Annotated in this window: 13 protein-coding genes and 1 pseudogene; 3 read left to right on the top strand and 11 right to left on the bottom strand. The window is 68.1% G+C overall.

Annotated elements, in window-relative coordinates; genetic code table 11:
- Positions 1 to 270: 270 nt before the first annotated feature.
- On the bottom strand, positions 271 to 1,344 hold the full coding sequence (gene ptcA / locus PHA29_RS09130; RefSeq protein ID WP_270404439.1) for a putrescine carbamoyltransferase: 1,074 nt from the start codon (positions 1,342 to 1,344) through the stop codon (positions 271 to 273).
- 912 nt (positions 1,345 to 2,256) lie between these two features.
- Here ptcA and PHA29_RS09125 point away from each other — a divergent pair.
- Together PHA29_RS09125 and PHA29_RS09120 are read left to right on the top strand one after the other, a co-directional pair.
- Positions 2,257 to 3,222, top strand: a complete 966-nt coding sequence (locus PHA29_RS09125; RefSeq protein WP_270849281.1) for a helix-turn-helix transcriptional regulator — start codon at positions 2,257 to 2,259, stop codon at positions 3,220 to 3,222.
- A gap of 774 nt (positions 3,223 to 3,996) precedes the next feature.
- Positions 3,997 to 4,185, top strand: coding sequence for a hypothetical protein (locus PHA29_RS09120; RefSeq protein ID WP_270404434.1), 189 nt, complete (start codon positions 3,997 to 3,999; stop codon positions 4,183 to 4,185).
- Between the two features lie 515 nt (positions 4,186 to 4,700).
- Here PHA29_RS09120 and PHA29_RS09115 read toward each other — a convergent pair.
- The 4 genes from PHA29_RS09115 to PHA29_RS09100 form a co-directional block, all read right to left on the bottom strand.
- Entirely contained in the window at positions 4,701 to 4,829 is a 129-nt protein-coding gene (locus PHA29_RS09115) for a hypothetical protein (protein ID WP_270404432.1), read from the bottom strand.
- A 153-nt stretch (positions 4,830 to 4,982) separates the two neighbouring features.
- On the bottom strand, positions 4,983 to 7,181 hold the full coding sequence (locus tag PHA29_RS09110; protein WP_270849279.1) for an FtsX-like permease family protein: 2,199 nt from the start codon (positions 7,179 to 7,181) through the stop codon (positions 4,983 to 4,985).
- Positions 7,171 to 8,145 carry an ABC transporter ATP-binding protein gene (locus PHA29_RS09105; protein WP_270849277.1) on the bottom strand — a complete coding sequence of 325 codons (975 nt, stop codon included), beginning with the start codon at positions 8,143 to 8,145 and terminating at the stop codon, positions 7,171 to 7,173. Before PHA29_RS09105 ends, PHA29_RS09110 begins: the two co-directional genes overlap by 11 nt.
- A gap of 89 nt (positions 8,146 to 8,234) precedes the next feature.
- Positions 8,235 to 8,396: a hypothetical protein gene (locus PHA29_RS09100; protein ID WP_270404428.1), complete on the bottom strand. Its 162-nt coding sequence runs from the start codon at positions 8,394 to 8,396 to the stop codon at positions 8,235 to 8,237.
- Between the two features lie 363 nt (positions 8,397 to 8,759).
- Between PHA29_RS09100 and vsr the strand changes: the two genes are divergently transcribed.
- A complete protein-coding gene (vsr, locus tag PHA29_RS09095) occupies positions 8,760 to 9,629 on the top strand; it encodes a DNA mismatch endonuclease Vsr (protein WP_270404425.1) in 870 nt (289 codons plus the stop codon).
- Between the two features lie 282 nt (positions 9,630 to 9,911).
- Here vsr and PHA29_RS09090 read toward each other — a convergent pair whose 3' ends face one another.
- From PHA29_RS09090 to PHA29_RS09070, 6 genes and pseudogenes are all read right to left on the bottom strand, one after another.
- Complete coding sequence (locus tag PHA29_RS09090) at positions 9,912 to 10,838, bottom strand: sensor histidine kinase (protein ID WP_270404423.1); 927 nt, start codon at positions 10,836 to 10,838, stop codon at positions 9,912 to 9,914.
- A 5-nt stretch (positions 10,839 to 10,843) separates the two neighbouring features.
- The gene (locus PHA29_RS09085; RefSeq protein WP_270404422.1) at positions 10,844 to 11,722 is read right to left on the bottom strand and encodes a hypothetical protein; all 879 of its coding nucleotides are present in this window, start codon (positions 11,720 to 11,722) and stop codon (positions 10,844 to 10,846) included.
- 7 nt (positions 11,723 to 11,729) lie between these two features.
- Positions 11,730 to 12,440, bottom strand: coding sequence for a LytR/AlgR family response regulator transcription factor (locus PHA29_RS09080; protein ID WP_270404420.1), 711 nt, complete (start codon positions 12,438 to 12,440; stop codon positions 11,730 to 11,732).
- A 961-nt stretch (positions 12,441 to 13,401) separates the two neighbouring features.
- Positions 13,402 to 13,929 (bottom strand): FHA domain-containing protein, encoded by a 528-nt coding sequence (locus tag PHA29_RS09075; protein ID WP_270849276.1) that lies wholly within the window; start codon positions 13,927 to 13,929, stop codon positions 13,402 to 13,404.
- Between the two features lie 112 nt (positions 13,930 to 14,041).
- Positions 14,042 to 14,107 (bottom strand): annotated as a pseudogene (locus tag PHA29_RS10665) (zinc-ribbon domain-containing protein); the annotation flags it as partial.
- 32 nt (positions 14,108 to 14,139) lie between these two features.
- Positions 14,140 to 15,339, bottom strand: a complete 1,200-nt coding sequence (locus PHA29_RS09070; RefSeq protein WP_270849274.1) for a hypothetical protein — start codon at positions 15,337 to 15,339, stop codon at positions 14,140 to 14,142.
- Between the last annotated feature and the right edge of the window lie 357 nt (positions 15,340 to 15,696).

Here is a 15,696-nt window from a genome sequence, read left to right as displayed (position 1 = left end):
GCGGGGGCGGCGGCCTCGCACACGAACACAACGCAGATAACCGTTGAGATGACGGTCAGGAATGAAAGCTTCTTAGCTTTTTCTGCCATGGTAGTAATCCTTTGCTCAGTCGTTGGGGCCGGCACCCCGGGACGCACCCTGAGCTCAGCGAAATGGGAGCGACCCGGGATACCGGCCAGGTCGGCGGGAGGCAGGAGACGAGCATCCACCGCCCGCAGGCGGGGCGCTCGGCGCCGCTGCGGCACCGAGCGTCCCGGGGAAAGGGCTCGATTAGGCCTGCAGGGCCTCGATCTTGGCGAGCGCGGCGTGCAGCTCCTCCTTGCCCACGTAGTCGACGTCATCGTCGTTCAGCGGGGTGCGGGCGCCCAGCGCGGCGAGCAGCGCGCGGATGGAGTGCTTGCGGTTCTCAGCCTCGACCCAGCACAGCGAGCGCTCGGGGTCGTCCATGACCTCGTCCACGACCTCCTCGCCGCGGGTGGCGGGCAGGCAGTGCATGAACTTGGAGTTCGGGCCGGCGAAGTTCATCATGTCCATGGTGACCTGGTACTTGGGGTAGAACACGTCCATGTAGTTCTCGCCCGAGACCTCCTCGTCGTACAGGCCGTACCACACGTCGGTGTAGATGAAGTCGGCGCCCTTGATGCACTCGATGTCATCGGAGATGGTGATGGTGCCGCCGGAGACCTTGCAGTTCTCCTCGCCGATGGCCATGAGCTTCTTGCCGAACTCGGCGCGCTCCTCGGGGGTGCCCACGTGCAGGGCGCCGTCGCTGATCTGATGACCCTTGGGCCCGAACTGGACGAACTTCATGCCGACCTTGGAGCAGATGAACATGAGCGACACGCAGACCTGGGTGGCGTCGCCGATGAAGGCGAGGGTGCAGTCCTCGATCTTCTTGCCCTCGGGCAGGTTCTCGAGCATGGTCATGAGGTCGCCCATCTCCTGGGTGGGATGGTTGAACTCGGACATGCCGTTGATCACCGGCACGGCGGAGCCGGCGGCGAGGCCCGCGACGTCCTTGTGGCGGTCGACGCGCGCCATCATGATGTCGAGCAGGTCGCCCATGACGCGGGCGGTGTCACCCAGGGACTCGTGGCCACCGAGCTGGATGGTGCCGGGGCCGTAGAACTGGGCATGGCCGCCGAGGTCGGTCATGGCCGTCTCGAAGGAGAGACGGGTGCGGGTGGAGACCTGCTGGAAGATCATGCCGAGGCTCTTGTTGCGGAGCAGGTGCGGATAGAAGCCGCCCTCCTTGATGGCCTTCTTCATGGCGATTCCCAGATCCTCGATGGCGAGGATCTCTTCCTTGGTGAAATCATTGGTGTCGATAAAATCCTTGACCATGTCTCCTCCTTCTTCTTTGGGCTGATGCCCGAGACGATGTCCGAACGGCCCGCGTGAAGGACGGAGATCCCGCCGCGGCTCTCGCGCCGGCCGCTTTGCTGACTCCATTGTTTTACCCGGAAGCGCAAAAGTGTGAGTTTACGGTGGATTAAAGGCCGTTTGCGGAAATATTACCGGGGTAAACCGCTTGTAATCCCGCAGGTAGAACGGGTGAAGGTTTCGTTTTGTCCGCTCGTTTGGACCGTTCGCGGAAAACAAGAAATTTAACTGTATAACGCCAGTGGGCGATTTTCGCCGGCGGGCGGCGCACCTTTCGATGGGGCTTCCACACGCCCCGTGCCGCCGCGTTGATTCGCGGATGCCGCTCGACCTTCAATCAACCGCCCCCTTATCCCGATCGATATCGCGCTCCGGCCTCGGATGCGGGCTCCCCGACGTGCCGGCGGCGGGAATCGACGCACTCCCGCGCTGTCTTTGCGCGCGGATCGAACCGTGCTACCATGCACGCGAGTTCCGCGGTCCGGCGCCCTCGATCTGCAGGCGCCCCGCACGTGCCGCTTACGGCGCTGCGCAGCCCGCCGTCCGATGCCCCGGCTCGTCCTGCGTGCATTCTCGGCACGGCCCCACATTGGCTGCGGGCATCCGCCGCATGGTTCCCGCGCGGTCTGCGGGCATCCGTCGCATGAGCCCGCCGCACCCCGAAGGACCCGCCTTCGATCCCCCGCCCGGCTCCCATCGATCCGCCGCCCGTCCCCGCCCTTGAGGGGATGACCGGCGCCCGCGGACCTATATCTCATGTAAACCAAATTAAACTTGCAGGTAGATTCAGCGTCCGAAGATTACTTGTGCATCATCCGCCCGCGCGCTGGTAGCATGGTGATTATATGAACCCGAGGACGCAGGGCGGTGGCCATGGACTCGATATTCTTCTTCTACACGCTCGGTCTGCTGGTTGTCTGCGTCTTGGCGTCCGCCATCTCCATCGCGACCTACCTGTCCTCACGCCGGCGCATCTACCTCTACGCATGCGGCGTCTTCGCCCTGTACGGCGTCGAGATCGCCGAGATCTTCTTCTATGAGTTCACCTCGCAGAATCTGCCGTTCGAGCCGCTCCTGTACTACGAGATATCCATGCCTGTTGTCCGAACGCTTATCGTCGCCGCGCTCAACGCCTGTCTCTGGGCGATCGTCCTCGATGCGCTCGATTGCAGATCGAAACGGCTGTTCGCCGTCCCCATCGGCTGCTTCGTCCTCTCCAATGCCGTGATCTTGCTCGCCTTCCCCGAAGGCCAGATTCAGCAGTGGCTGTACTACACCTCGCGCCAGGTCTTCCTGTTCTTCGTGTACGGCTACTGCCTGTTCGCGTACTACCGCTCGACCGACAAGGCCTACCGCCTGCGCCTCGACCGCTTCAAACGGCCCCTGATCATCACCATCGCCCTCACGGTATGCGTCCTTCTGGAGGACACGTTCGTGATCCTCATCGCACCCATGAGCGCCTACCCCGACTGGCTCCCGCTGTACCTGTCCGAACGCAACTTCTCCGAGAACATCCTCGTGATCTTCTTCGCCGTCTGCCTCGTGCGCAACGCGATCAACGTCCTGTCGGTCCGCATGAAGGAGGTGCCGGTGCAGGAGGAGGTCAGCGACCTCGAGCGCCATATCGACGAGCAGATGCCCTTCTACCGCGAGGCCCACAAGCTCTCGGCACGCGAAGCCGAGGTGCTGCGTCTGGTCATCTTGGGCAAGAACAACCAGGAGATCGCCAACGAGCTGTTCCTCGCCGTGGGCACCGTCAAGGCGCACGTGCACAACATCCTGGTGAAGACCGGGCAGAAAAGCCGTGAGGCGCTCGTGCTGGACTTCTGGCAGAGCTAGGACACGGCGCGACGAGACCTGCTTGCAGCTCGTCCAGCTTTCATCTTCCCCGCTCTTCCGTTCCCGCGCCCTTCCGTTCGTATGGTCGGAGCCAGCGGAAAAGCGGCCTGCCTTTTCTTCGATAGCTGGCACATTCATCCTGATCTTCTGAAGTAGCAGGATTAAACCTCCTGGTAAAGCAGGCTGCCGCTTTTTCGATTACGGGCAGATCGGCGCAACGCCTCCCATAGCGCCTCAAACGGAACCAGCAATCGAAAGATTCGCATGATGCTTTGACGGGATATGCTCCCATCACGAATCTGCATCCCCCGCGTGCAATCCAAGCCCCCATGCTGGCGGGATCGCAGCGCAGCAGCCCTTCCGGCTCCGGCCTGGATACCCAAGGGGGGGGGTCATCGGCGGGCGGTCGCTTCACCCTAGGGAGCCGTCGGCAGACGGTCGCTTTACTCCGGTAAACGTAGCAAGACGGCCGTTGGTGTTGGCCATATGTGGAGTCCTTGTGGACGACACTGGATGAAGTATGAAGGCGTCTCCATATTTCTGCTCTCCCACAGGAAAGCATGTGCAGCGAGACTGTTTCCCCTTAAAGCGAAAGATGACCGAATCTTGACGGAAATGCGCGCGGAACATGACGTTCGGCGGGTCGAAAAATGAGGTACTTGCCTGCGGAAATGGCGCTCGCTACACTTGCTTCGGCAAATCGGCGGGGGTTGTTTCCGCACGTCCACGGACGCCTCCGCACCCATAGAACGCGTCTCTTGAAAGGAGCAGCCCATGTCCGCCATCAACCTCTTCGCCCACTCCACCGCCAAGTTCTTCTCCTGCATCGGCAGCCTGCTCGCCGGCGAGTACAACGTGACCGCCCCCGGCGTCTCCAACAGCGCCTACCTGGGCCACGAGGCCTCCTTCGATCAGAAGGCCTCCTCGTACCGCAGCGAGCTGTTCGGTAAGCTCGGCGCCTAGTTGGGAACCCGGACAGATCGGTCCGGGAGGACCATCGCGTGACATGAACGCGCCCGCAGGCGATCTCGCCTGCGGGCGCGTTTTTCATCTGTGCCTGGAACCGCCCATGCCCGGAACAGCTGCGCAAACCCGCATCCCGACGGTCGAACCGCCGGGAAACGCCCCTCTCAGCGTATGCGGAAAATTACTGTAACGTTAAACTCGACCCTCGCGAGTAGCCCGGCTTATCGGCACGCTCTGTACCTGCGGTTTCCCAGAGCCTCTGCTCGACCCTACTCTATCGGGGCTGTTTTAACGTTACAGTAAAATCGTTTACCACGGCGCTGGGCCTCTCGCTTCGCTTCGGAATGTGACGCTCCGGTTTTCGCGTGCATAATCAGCCCGCGCAACCTTTGTTTTCTCCAATCGGTATGAATACCCTCGACACAGCCTGTCGAGCCTCGTCGACAATGGGCTCGGAATCCCGCACACGTCCGCCGCACCGCCGCTGCCCCCCCGTGGAACCCCGCCCGAGGTCAATCGCTTCGGCGCCACAGGCGCACGAGCAGCCATACGACCGCCCCCGCCGCGAGCCATCCGAGCAGCGGTAGCCACGTATCGGTCACGCTCCTCAGCACCGCATCCCATCGGATCTCACCGAGCATTATCTAGTCGCCTCCGATTCACCGGCTTGACACCGATCCCATACTTCATCCGAGCCTTCCTCGAACGCTGCGCGGCCGGCGGCGCCGCTTGAACGCACCGGGCCCGCCTCGGCGGACGGGCCCGATGCACGGCGTCAGCGGAGCCCCGCAGGGCTACTCCGCGTGCCGGGTGCGCACGGCGTCCCGGACGATGCCCCGGCTCATGAGGTAGGTCACGCCGAAGTACCCGCCGTAGGCAATCAGGAAGATGAGCGCCGTGAACCCGACCGTCCCCTCGATGGTCAGGCCGCCGAACACGGCCACGAGGTCGACGATGATGGACAGGGCGATCGCGGAGTGCGCGATGCCGACCACGAGCGGGAAGACGAAGAAGATCGTCTGCTGCACGAGCACCGACCGCCCGATCTCGCGCCGCGAGGTGCCCAGCTTGGAGAGGATGCGGTAGTTGGAGCCGGCGTCGGAGACCCCGGAGAGCTGCTGGATGGTGAGGATCGCCGCGCAGGCCACCACGAGCACGAAGCCGATGTAGATGGCGAGGTAGCTGATCAGGCCATTCATGGAGTCGACCCCCTGGTAGGTCTCGGTCCGCGTGGCCTCCATGCCCCATCCGCCCACGATGCGCCCGGATGCGTCGGTCACATCGCCGTAGGTCCGGGGCGCGTCGATGTAGTCCTCGGCGTCCTGGGGGTCGACGCCCTCCGCGTAGTTCACCATGAGGTAGCTCATATACGGGGGCAGGTCGAGCTCGGCGAGCATCTCATCGGGCAGCACGATGGTTCCGGAGTTCATCCCCATCATCGAGTTCATGAACACGCTCGCGTCGGCGTTCACGCGGTCCTGCACCGGTCTGAGGGTCCTCCCGCCGATCGTAAGCTCGACGCCCTTCCCGAGGACCGCATCGTAGATCCTGTTGACGGTCTCGCCCATATCGCTCAGGAGCGTGTAGCCGTCCGCCCCCACGTCGATCCGCTCCATGCCCCGGAACGCGAGGTACTCGTTGTAGTTGCTCTCGGAGATCACCATCAGGCCGAGGGAGGCGACATCCGAGCTCTCCGTGCCCTGGGGCAGCGGCATGTCCACGAGGTCGCACAGGTCCTTCAGGGTGACGACCGGCATGGACGCCCCGCGCGGGGTCGAATCGTAGAGGTCGACCTGCACTGAGGAATCGGTGATGGACGCGAGGTCGAAGGGACGGGCCTCAGCCGTATCCGCATCGACGGTCTGGCGGGCGCTCATCTCCATGACGTCCATGGGCTGCTCGGCGGCGCCGAACACCGCGCCGCCCTCGCCTCCCGTCGCCGTGGGGTCGGCGTTCAGCTCGGCGGCCAGCTCGTCGCTGTAATACGTGATGGCCGTGGTGTAGTCGACCGGCGTTCCGCGCTCCACGCTGGCGTTCATGACGTCGGCGATGGACATGCCCGTCGTGACCGCCGTGATGGCGAGGAACAGGATCATCGCGATCACGGCCATCGAGAAGCTCACCGTGTTCACCTTGGCGGCGAGCTGGCGCATCGTGACCATGTTGAGGCCGCGCCAGTACAGGCCGCGCACGCCCTGGAGCGCCTTGAGCAGGAAGCCCGAGAGCCCGAAGAAGAACAGGATGGTCCCGACCACGACGGTGACGGTGGTGATGAGGAACTCGCGCATGCCCTCGCTCGTGCCGTCGTAGGGAAGGCCGTCGTGCAGTAGGCGCGCGTAGGCCACCCCGATCGCGACGGCGCCGACCACGAAGATCGCGGCGGAGACCCAGGGGTTGCGCGTCTTGATGGTCTCGTTGCGGCGGGACGCGCTCATGAGGTCGATGACGCGGGCACGCGCCACCACGCGCAGGTTGAACACGAGCGTGACGAGGAAGATGGCAACCAGGCAGCCGACCGTCATGACGAACGCGTCGACCGAGAAGAAGAAGTGGAAGTCCGCGATCTGCGTCTTGAACAGCGACGCAGTGAAGAACGTCATGACCTGCGACAGGGCGAGCCCCAGAAGGACGCCCAGGACGAGGGCCGCCAGCGACACGAACACGGTCTCGAGCGCCATGATCCGCGCGACCTGCCCGCGGCTCATACCGAGCACCTGGTAGAGGCCGAACTCCTTCTTGCGCCGCCTCATGATGAAGTTGTTGGCGTACACCATGAGGAAGCCCATGACCAGGGCGAGGAAGACCGTCAGGCCCGAGATGATGCCGCCGAGGCTTTCGGCCAGGCCCTCGTTGGCGATGCCCGCGAGGTCGACCTGGATGGAAACGGTGTTGAACGCGTAGAACACCGTGACGGCGAGCGTGAGCGTGAGCAGGTAGACCAGGTAGTCCCTGCCGGCGCGCCGCACGTTGCCCCATGCGAGCTTACAGAGCATCGGAACCCTCCCCGCCCATCATAGCCACGACCTCCATGATGCGGTTGAAGAACTCCTGCCGGCTGGAGGCGCCGCGGCGCAGCTCGGTGAAGATGCGCCCGTCGCGGATGAACAGCACGCGGTGCGTGTAGCTGGCGGCGAAGCTGTCGTGCGTGACCATGAGGACCGTGGCGGACAGCTCGCGGTTCATGGTCTGGAAGCACTCGAGCAGCAAGCGCGCGTTCTTGGAGTCGAGCGCGCCGGTCGGCTCGTCAGCCATGATGATCGCCGGGTCGGTCACGAGCGCGCGGGCCGCCGCGACGCGCTGCTGCTGGCCGCCGGACATCTGATAGGGGTATTTGTCGAGCACCTCGGTGATCGACAGGCGCGCGGCGACGCCCTCGACGCGCTTGAGCGTCTCGGCCGCAGGGACGCGGCTGATGGTGAGCGGCAGGGCGATGTTCTCGCGGGCGGTGAGCGTATCGAGCAGGTTGGAATCCTGGAAGATGAAGCCCAGCTGCTCGCGGCGGAACCGGGTGAGCTTCGAGGACTTCATCGCGGTGACGTCCGCTCCGTTGACGAAGACGTTTCCGCTGGTCACGGCATCGATGGTCGACACGCAGTTGAGCAGCGTCGACTTGCCCGAGCCCGAGGCGCCCATGATGCCCACGAACTCGCCGCGCATGACCGTGAACGAGACGTCCGCGAGGGCGCGCGTCACGTTGTTGCGGGCGCCGTAGACCTTCTCGACATGGCGCACGTCGAGCACGGGCGCCTGCGCGGGCCCCTGGGGCGCCCGGTGCGCGAACGCCGGCGCGCCGGCCGACGCCCCGGTGTGCGGGGACGTGGGAAGGGTCACGTGGACGCACGGCTGCGACGGCGCGCCGGGGGCCGCGGGCGGCACCGGGGTCCCGGCTGCCGCGCCGCCGACGTAGACGCCGCCAGCTGATGCCCTGTCGCGGGGGTCGACGATGGTGTTTCCCATGTGATGGGTCCTTTCACTCAAGTCGTACGGTACCGCGGGCGCCGCGGATGCGAACCGCGGCGCCCGCCGGATGCTGCAGCGCCGCGCCTTCAGCGCGACGCGTTCCACAGAAGCCAGATCATGGCGATCGAAAGCGCTGCCATCGCGAGCAGCCACAGGACCATCTCGACCGCCGACATCCCCACGCTTCGCTTCTCATCCTGAACATCATAGGGGTTGGGCCGATACCGGTTCATGTTCGTTGCCTCCATGACAACCACCTCCTGACCCTATACTCGCAGGGAGCCTCCGGCGCAGCCATCGATTTGACTTACATGTGCGTTGCGATTTCGTAAGGTTGGTTACGGAAGGCTTAAGAGGGGGTCGGACGCCCGACGGGGCACCGGAGGCCGGAGGGGGCCCAGGGCGCGCCGGCCGGGATGCGAGGGTCGCCGCGAGCGCCCCGCCTCTCACTCGGCAGCGGGCATCCCGCAGGGCGCGCCGGCCCGCAGCGGAGCGTCAGCCGGCCCGCCAGCGCCCGCCGGAAGGCGGCGAGGCGCGGACGCTGTACAATGCCGATGCGCCCGCGACGACGACGCCGCGGGCGCATCGGCATGGGAGGACGGAGCTCAGCGGTGAAGACGGTACATGTGGCGGCGGGGATCATCCGGCGCGACGGCAACCCGGACGAGGTCCTGGCGGTCCAGCGCGGATACGGCTCCATGCAGGGCCTTTGGGAGTTCCCCGGCGGCAAGGTCGAGCGCGGGGAGACCCCCGAGCAGGCATGTGCCCGCGAGCTCTCCGAGGAGCTGCGGATCCAGGTCACGGACCTGCAGGACTTCTACACCGTGGAATACGACTACGACGACTTCCACCTCTCCATGAGCTGCTTCTTCTGCCGCATCGACCCCGAGGGCGCCAACACCGAGCCGCAGCGCAGCGACCGGCAGCTCGACCTGCGCTGGGTCGACCGGGGAGCACTGGAATCGCTGGACTGGATGCCCGCCGACATCGGGCTCGTCCGGGCCCTCGCCGCATCCGCGCGATCCGACGGGGAGGCGCAGGAGGCCGAGACCGAGCTCGTGCGCCGCCGCGCCGCGATCCGCAGGTCCATGCAGGGCAACAAGCGCGCCGACACGAAGCCCGAGATGCTCGTGCGGCAGCGCCTGCGCGCCGCGGGCCTCACCGGCTACCGGCTGCAGTGGAAGAAGGCCCCGGGGCGCCCGGACATCGCGTTCCCGGGGAGGAAGGTCGCGATCTTCGTCAACGGCTGCTTCTGGCACCGGTGCCCCCACTGCCATCCGAGCACGCCCAAGCGCAACACCGAGTTCTGGGAGGCGAAGTTCAGCCGCAACGTCGAACGCGACGCCCGCGCCCTCGCCGAGCTGGAGGAGCTCGGATGGACCGCCATCACGGTCTGGGAGTGCCAGCTCAAGCGCGACCGCATCGATGAAACCATGGAACACGTGATCGAGCAGGTGCGCGCGGCGCGGCCCGGACGCTGAGACCGCGCGGAAGCCGTGCAGACGAAGAGAGCCGGGAGACGCGCCCGTCCCCCGGCTCTCCGACCTCCCCGCCTCTCGAAGGCACTCCCGAGCTGCTCTCTCGGTGGGGAGGACCCTTTGTCCATACTTGTTATTCCACCTGATGGCGTTCTTATTCACCGACCCCCTGTCCGCCCCGGACCTTCGGCGAGCGGTCGGGATCGAGCCGCGGGCGGGTCGCAGGCGGCATCTGCAACGAGACCGTCCCGCCTGCGGGCGGATGCGCCCCGGGGCCCGGCGCCGCTACAGGTGCAGCAGCACGCGGACCGTGTAGACGCCGTCCTCGAACGACGTCGTCACCGCGCCCGCGTGCCGGCGCGCGACGCCCTCCACGATCGAGATCCCCCAGCCGTGCTCGGGGATCCTCCCGTCCTCCCCCAGCTCGAGGGCGGCGCGGACCCTGCGCTGCGGGGCGCGGTCGGCGGGGTTCTCCACCGCGATCACCAGATACCCCTGCGCCTCGCGGGAGACGACGCGCACCCAGCGCCGGGCGGGCGCGAACCCCCGGACGGCGTCGACGGCGTTGTCGATCAGGTTGGAGAGCACCGCGCAGACCTCGAGGTCGGGCAGCGTCAGCGCCATCGGGATCCCCGCCTGGACGTTCAGCTCCACCCCCAGCTCGCGGCAGCGGGTGAGCTTGGAGGCGAGCAGGGCGTCGACGGCGGGGTTGCGGCAGAACGAGGCGCCCGCCGGGGGCACGACGTCGGTCGCCTTCCGCAGCAGGGTGCGCGCGAGCTCGGGGTCGCGGGCATCGAGGGCGCCGCGGAGCTCGCCGAACAGACCGGCGAGCTCCGCCCTGATCTCCTCCGCGTCGCGCCCCGCCTCCCGCATGCGCGCCAGGTGCTCCCGCTGGACCTCGAGCTGGCCCTCCACGGTCCGCGCGTACTCCGCGGCCGCCTCCCGCTCCTCAGCCTCGGCGAACACGCGGAACAGCAGCGGGTCGTACACGGCCGCGACCAGGCCGCACAGCGAGACGAAGCACGAGTAGCCCCAGCCCGCCTGGAGCCACCGCACCGCCGCGGCCGTCAGCGCGACCACCGCGAGCTGGCTCACCGGGAACAGCAGCATCAGTGCGCGATACGACGGCGACCGGTGGCGGGACGCGACGAGCAGGTGCACCGCCGCGAGCACGATCGCGAGCGAGGAGAGCGCGAAGAGGACCTTCTCCACGGCGCTCACCGCCCGTCCGGCTTCGCGAGCGTGCGCTCGCACTCCCCCGCGTACGCGGACGCCTCCCCGTACGCGCCGCGGTCGAGGAGGGCGGAGATGACCTGCACGTTGTTGCGGGCGTCGTGGCGCAGCCGCGCGATCGCGGCGCTGCGCCGCGCGAGGACGGCGTACTGCTCGAGATAGCCGTCGAGCTGCCGCTCCATGGCGCGGGCGCGCTCCCGCTCCGCGCTCGCCTGCCCGATGCGCTCGATGGTGACCACGAGCAGCACGTCGGCGGCGAAGAACAGCAGGGCGGCCGCGGCGATGCCCGCCGAGAGCGCCGCATGTATCCCGGTGACGTTCAGCTGGAGGTAGAGCGCCCCCATCAGCAGCACGACCTGGAGCAGCGGCATGAAGAGGATCATCAGGGCGGCACGGCGCGACTCGCCGCCGTGGACGACGCGGCGGGACAGGAGAGCGGAGGCGTAGGAGCCCGCAATGATCAGGGCCGTGTCCAGCAGCCTGATGAACAGGAACTCCACCGGATGCGCGAGCTGGAACGCCATGGAGAAATCGAAGCCGCCCAGCAGGGCCACGCTGACGACGGAGCACACCGCCTCCCCCGCGATCGCCGCGGTGTAGACGAGGGCCATCGCGAGCACCCGGAAGCGCACGGGGCCCGTGCAGGAGGCGAGCGTGAAGCCCGTGAACGAGGCGAAGCTCAGGACGCGGAGCAGGCCATCGGACGACCCGATGAGCTGGAAGACGAGCCCCACGGCGCCGATCGCCGCGAAATAGCGGACGCGCCGGGGGATCGGCAGCATGATCGCCATGCCGCCGGCGAGCGCCATGGTCACGGCGAAGGTGCTCGCCTGGACGAGGATGTAGGCCGCGAGCTCCGACACGGCGGCCCTACACGGAGCGTCCCACGTGGTCGATGAAGCAGCGCTGCAGCGCCTTGTGGCAGCGCTGGCTCACCGGGAGCACCGTCCCGTCGAGCAGCACGAGGTCGCGGGCGCGGAGCTCGGAGATGAAGCTCATGTTGACCAGGAAGCTCTTATGGCAGCGCGCGAACTGGCGCGGAAGGCTCGCCTCCATGTCGGACATCTTGGCGTAGGTCTCGATCACGCGGCCGCGCTCGTGGATGCGCACCTTGCGGCGCTCGCTCTCCACATAGACGATGTTCTGCGGGAGGATCTGGATGAGCGAGCCGGAGGCGCGCACGAGCAGGGGCTGCTGCTGGGCCTGCTCCAGGTTGTCGATGGCGCGCTCGAGCGCCGCGTCGAGCGCGCTCTGCTCGACCGGCTTGGGGAGGAACCAGGTGTGCTTGGTCCGGTAGACGTCCGAGGCGTACTCGAGGTAGCCCGAGACGTAGATGACCTGCATGCTCCCGTCGCGCGGGGCGAGCGCGTCGACGAGGTCGATGCCGGTGGCGCGGGCCTCGCCGAGCTGGATGTCGACGAACAGGATGTCGACGCCGTCCCCGAAGGCCTCGGCGAGCGAGACGGCTGGCTGGGCGACCCCGACGATCTCCACGCGCGAGGCGCAGGGAGAGGCCTCGATCATGCGCGCGAGCGACTCTGCCTGCCGGGGATCGTCCTCCAAGATCGCAACGTGGAACATCGAGCACCCCCTGACCCGTTACCGAAGGCGCGGACGGACCGCCCCCGCGGCATCACAGCATACCGCCCCGTTCGGACGGCGCATCCGCACCCCTCCTGCGGATGTATCAAACGTAGCACATCCCGGCACGTGCGCAGCGTTTTATTGCGGATCATTACATCGACCGCAACCCGCGCTCCGACGCGCACCGGGGCCCGCGGGCACATCGGAGGGCCCGGGCGGCGCCCGCGGGCCGTCCGGCGAAGACCGCGGCATCTGCCCGCACCGCCTCCCCCGCCCCACGGCCTTCCGGCGCGCACGCACCGCGCCGAGGCGCATCCCTCGACAGTTTCTGCACATACGGCAGAAGCCCCCGGGGGTCGCGCGCTGCGCCTCTTTCCCCGCCCCACCTGCGCAATCACATAACGGACAAACAGGCGTAAGAGATGCTTAAGCGGCCTTAAGGCGCACCCGCGGGCATAATGGGCTCAGCGCATCCGAACAGCAGCGACACCGGATAGCGCGACGTGGTGGATGAGCGAGGAGGCCCGGCATGCATTCTTCCCGACATGCAGCGAGCACATGGTCATCATTGCAGCCATCCCAACGTGCGAACCGATTCTCCTTCCCCCCGACACAGAGAACCGGCCTCCTCGTCTCCCCCACCGCCTTCTCCAAAGACGAGCGCACCGATCGGCAAGAGGCCCCGAAGCCCCGCGCATCCCTGCGCCCCCAGAAGGAGAAGCGCTCCGTCGACCAGGGGGCGAACCTCAAGGACTCCTTCCGCCGCATGCTCGACGCCCTGAACGGGCCCGTGCGAAACAGCGCGACGGCATAGCCGGGTCCCACGGGAACGGTCCCTGCCGCCAGACGGACCGCGAAACGATTCCAACTCCATAGGCGAACGACGCCGAGGGGACGCGGGCGCTTGCGCATCCGCGCCCCCTCGGCGTCGGCATGGCGGCCTCCGTTCGCGGGGGAGCTACTTGATCTCGACGATGAAGTCCTCGTCACCGAGGGTGATGCGGTCGCCGTCGTTCAGCTTGACGCGCTCCCCCGGGGCGAGCGCGTTGCCGTTGATGCCCGTGCCGTTGGTGGACGCCTTGTCCTCGATCGAGAACCCCGTCCCCAGAAACGCGATGCTCGCATGGACGCGCGAGATGGCGGTGTTCCCGCCGATGCGCACGTTCGCCGCGGACCCCTTGCCCACCAGCGCGGGGAACTCGGTGATGCGGTAGCGCGTCCCGTTGGAGCGGATGAGGGTGAGATGGGGCTCGAAGGACGAGCGCGGGCGGTCGGCCACGATGGACGGGAGCTGCCCGGAGGTGGGGTTGCCCGACGGGCGCGCATGCGAGGGAGCGACCTGCCGGCGCGCCGGGTCGGCGGGGCGGGGCACGGCGAAGCCCGCGTCCGCCCGCGAGCGCACGGGGGCGGCGGCCCGGTCCTGCGCCGGACGGGCGGGCAGGGGTCGGACCGGCGGCTCGTAGGGCTTCCCCCGCGGGATCTCCACGTCGCCGCGGCGCGGGCGCGCCGGCGCCGGGGTCCTCACCTGGGGGGGCGGAGGGCTGCGCGGGCCCCGGTGCGGCCCCGGGCGCGCCGGGGGCCATGAACTGCTTGAGGTTCGCCCCGCACTGGATGCAGAAGTCGTTGCCGTCGTCGTTCTTGGCCCCGCAGTTACCGCAATACATCGTTCGCTCCTTCCCGGCGATCCGCCGTAGCCCTACTTTACAATGACGTCCGCGCCGACAGGGTCGGCGTCGAGGTCGACCGCCGCGAGCGTCCCGTGGCCGGCGGCGGACTCGACCAGCAGGAACGCGGTCGTGCCGTCCACCGCCAGGCGGCACGTCGAGGGACCGGGCTCGGACCCGAGCCCGTCGAGGACCGTCGAGATGTCGTTCAGGAACCCCGTGCCGGCGTCGACCCATGCGAGCCCGCCGTTCTGGGTGACCATGACGCAGGCGGACGAGCCGCCCGCCATGAGCGGGACGCCCGCGACCGCCTGGTAGTCGTCGAACGCGCCGCCGAGCTCCTGGCGCGCGGTGCGGACCGCGCCCGACCCGTCGCCAGCGGTGCTGTAGAGCTCCTCCCCGTCGAAGAAGGCCGCCTCGATGCGCTCGCCGCCGTGCATGAGCTCGCGGAACGCCGCCGCGGTCGCACCTGAGGCGTCGATGCCCGATGCGTCGGCGGCGCGCAGGGACCACGAGGCGTCGTCCGTCGAGAGCAGGGAGACCCGCCCTCCCGCATCGAACAGCCACGCGCGGTCCGCGGGGACGGACAGCACCGTCGCCCACGCCGGCGCCCCGGCGGCGGTCAGGTCGGCGGCGAGCAGGGACACCGTGTCCGCCGCGTCGCGCGTCGCATCGTCCTCCGGGCCCGCGGCCGTCTCCCCCGCGCCGGACGCGGCGTCACCGCCCTCGGGGGCGGGACCCGTCACCGCGATGAGGGCCGTGCCGCCGCGCAGGACGAACCCGTCGATCCGCGCGCCGTCGGCGGCCGCGTAGAGCTCCTCGGCATCGCCCGCGCCCACCTCCGAGATACGGCACAGGCGCGCGCCGTCGGCGACGAAGACGAGCGAGCCGCCTCCGTCCGCATACAGGAAATCGGCGTCGACACCCTCCACGACGGCCTCCGGCTGCACATCGCCCGAGACGAGCGCGTCCTTCGACGCGGAGTAGATGCCGTCGGAGGCGGCCCAGAGGAGCTCGTCCCCCGCGCGGGTCAGAAACCCGCCGCCGAAGCCCTCGGCCGGCAGCGCGATCGGGGACGCATCGTCCGAGCCGGCGTCACCGCCTCCCTGCGCCGCCTGCTCGGCGCGCAGACGGAGCTGGGTATCGGCGTTCCAGGCGAGACCGACCGCGGCGACAAGGGCGACCGCCGCGACGATAAGGGCGCCGGCGCGGCGCAGCGCCCGACGGTCCATGCCCTCCACGGACCTGCGGACGGCATCCGTCGCCGACCGGCGGCGGCCCTCGCCGTGGGGGTGGGCGGCCCGGTCGCGGGCGAGAAAGTCCTCGGGGATGCCCGGATGGCCGAACGCGTGGACGGCCCCGGGGTCATCTGAGGAACGGGGCTCCCCCGCAGGGGCGCCCGCCGGGGCGGGGGCCGAACGGAGCGGGGCCCCGCCGGCTGCGGCATCATCCGCCGTGCCGGCTGCCGGACCGTCCGTGGCCCGCTGCGGCGCGGGGGCGAGATGCGCCGGGCGCGGGGGCGCAGCGTCCGGGCGCTGCGCAGGCTCAGGGACGCGCGGGGCCGTGAACTGCCTCCCATTTCTTGGACC

Origin of the sequence: Candidatus Collinsella stercoripullorum, assembly GCF_027669965.1 — a bacterium.
In the GTDB taxonomy this organism is placed as follows: domain Bacteria; phylum Actinomycetota; class Coriobacteriia; order Coriobacteriales; family Coriobacteriaceae; genus Collinsella; species Collinsella stercoripullorum.
The sequence above is the reverse complement of the archived record's forward strand: the minus strand, read 5'-3'. Positions and strand labels throughout refer to the sequence as shown.

Bases quoted from the DNA above. Each gene is read 5' to 3' on its own strand.
- ptcA (WP_270404439.1), bottom strand. From the start codon at position 1,344: ATGGTCAAGGATTTTATCGACACCAATGATTTCACCAAGGAAGAGATC.
- PHA29_RS09125 (WP_270849281.1), top strand. From the start codon at position 2,257: ATGGACTCGATATTCTTCTTCTACACGCTCGGTCTGCTGGTTGTCTGC.
- PHA29_RS09120 (WP_270404434.1), top strand. From the start codon at position 3,997: ATGTCCGCCATCAACCTCTTCGCCCACTCCACCGCCAAGTTCTTCTCC.
- PHA29_RS09115 (WP_270404432.1), bottom strand. From the start codon at position 4,829: ATGCTCGGTGAGATCCGATGGGATGCGGTGCTGAGGAGCGTGACCGAT.
- PHA29_RS09110 (WP_270849279.1), bottom strand. From the start codon at position 7,181: ATGCTCTGTAAGCTCGCATGGGGCAACGTGCGGCGCGCCGGCAGGGAC.
- PHA29_RS09105 (WP_270849277.1), bottom strand. From the start codon at position 8,145: ATGGGAAACACCATCGTCGACCCCCGCGACAGGGCATCAGCTGGCGGC.
- PHA29_RS09100 (WP_270404428.1), bottom strand. From the start codon at position 8,396: ATGGAGGCAACGAACATGAACCGGTATCGGCCCAACCCCTATGATGTT.
- PHA29_RS09080 (WP_270404420.1), bottom strand. From the start codon at position 12,440: ATGTTCCACGTTGCGATCTTGGAGGACGATCCCCGGCAGGCAGAGTCG.
- PHA29_RS09070 (WP_270849274.1), bottom strand. From the start codon at position 15,339: ATGGACCGTCGGGCGCTGCGCCGCGCCGGCGCCCTTATCGTCGCGGCG.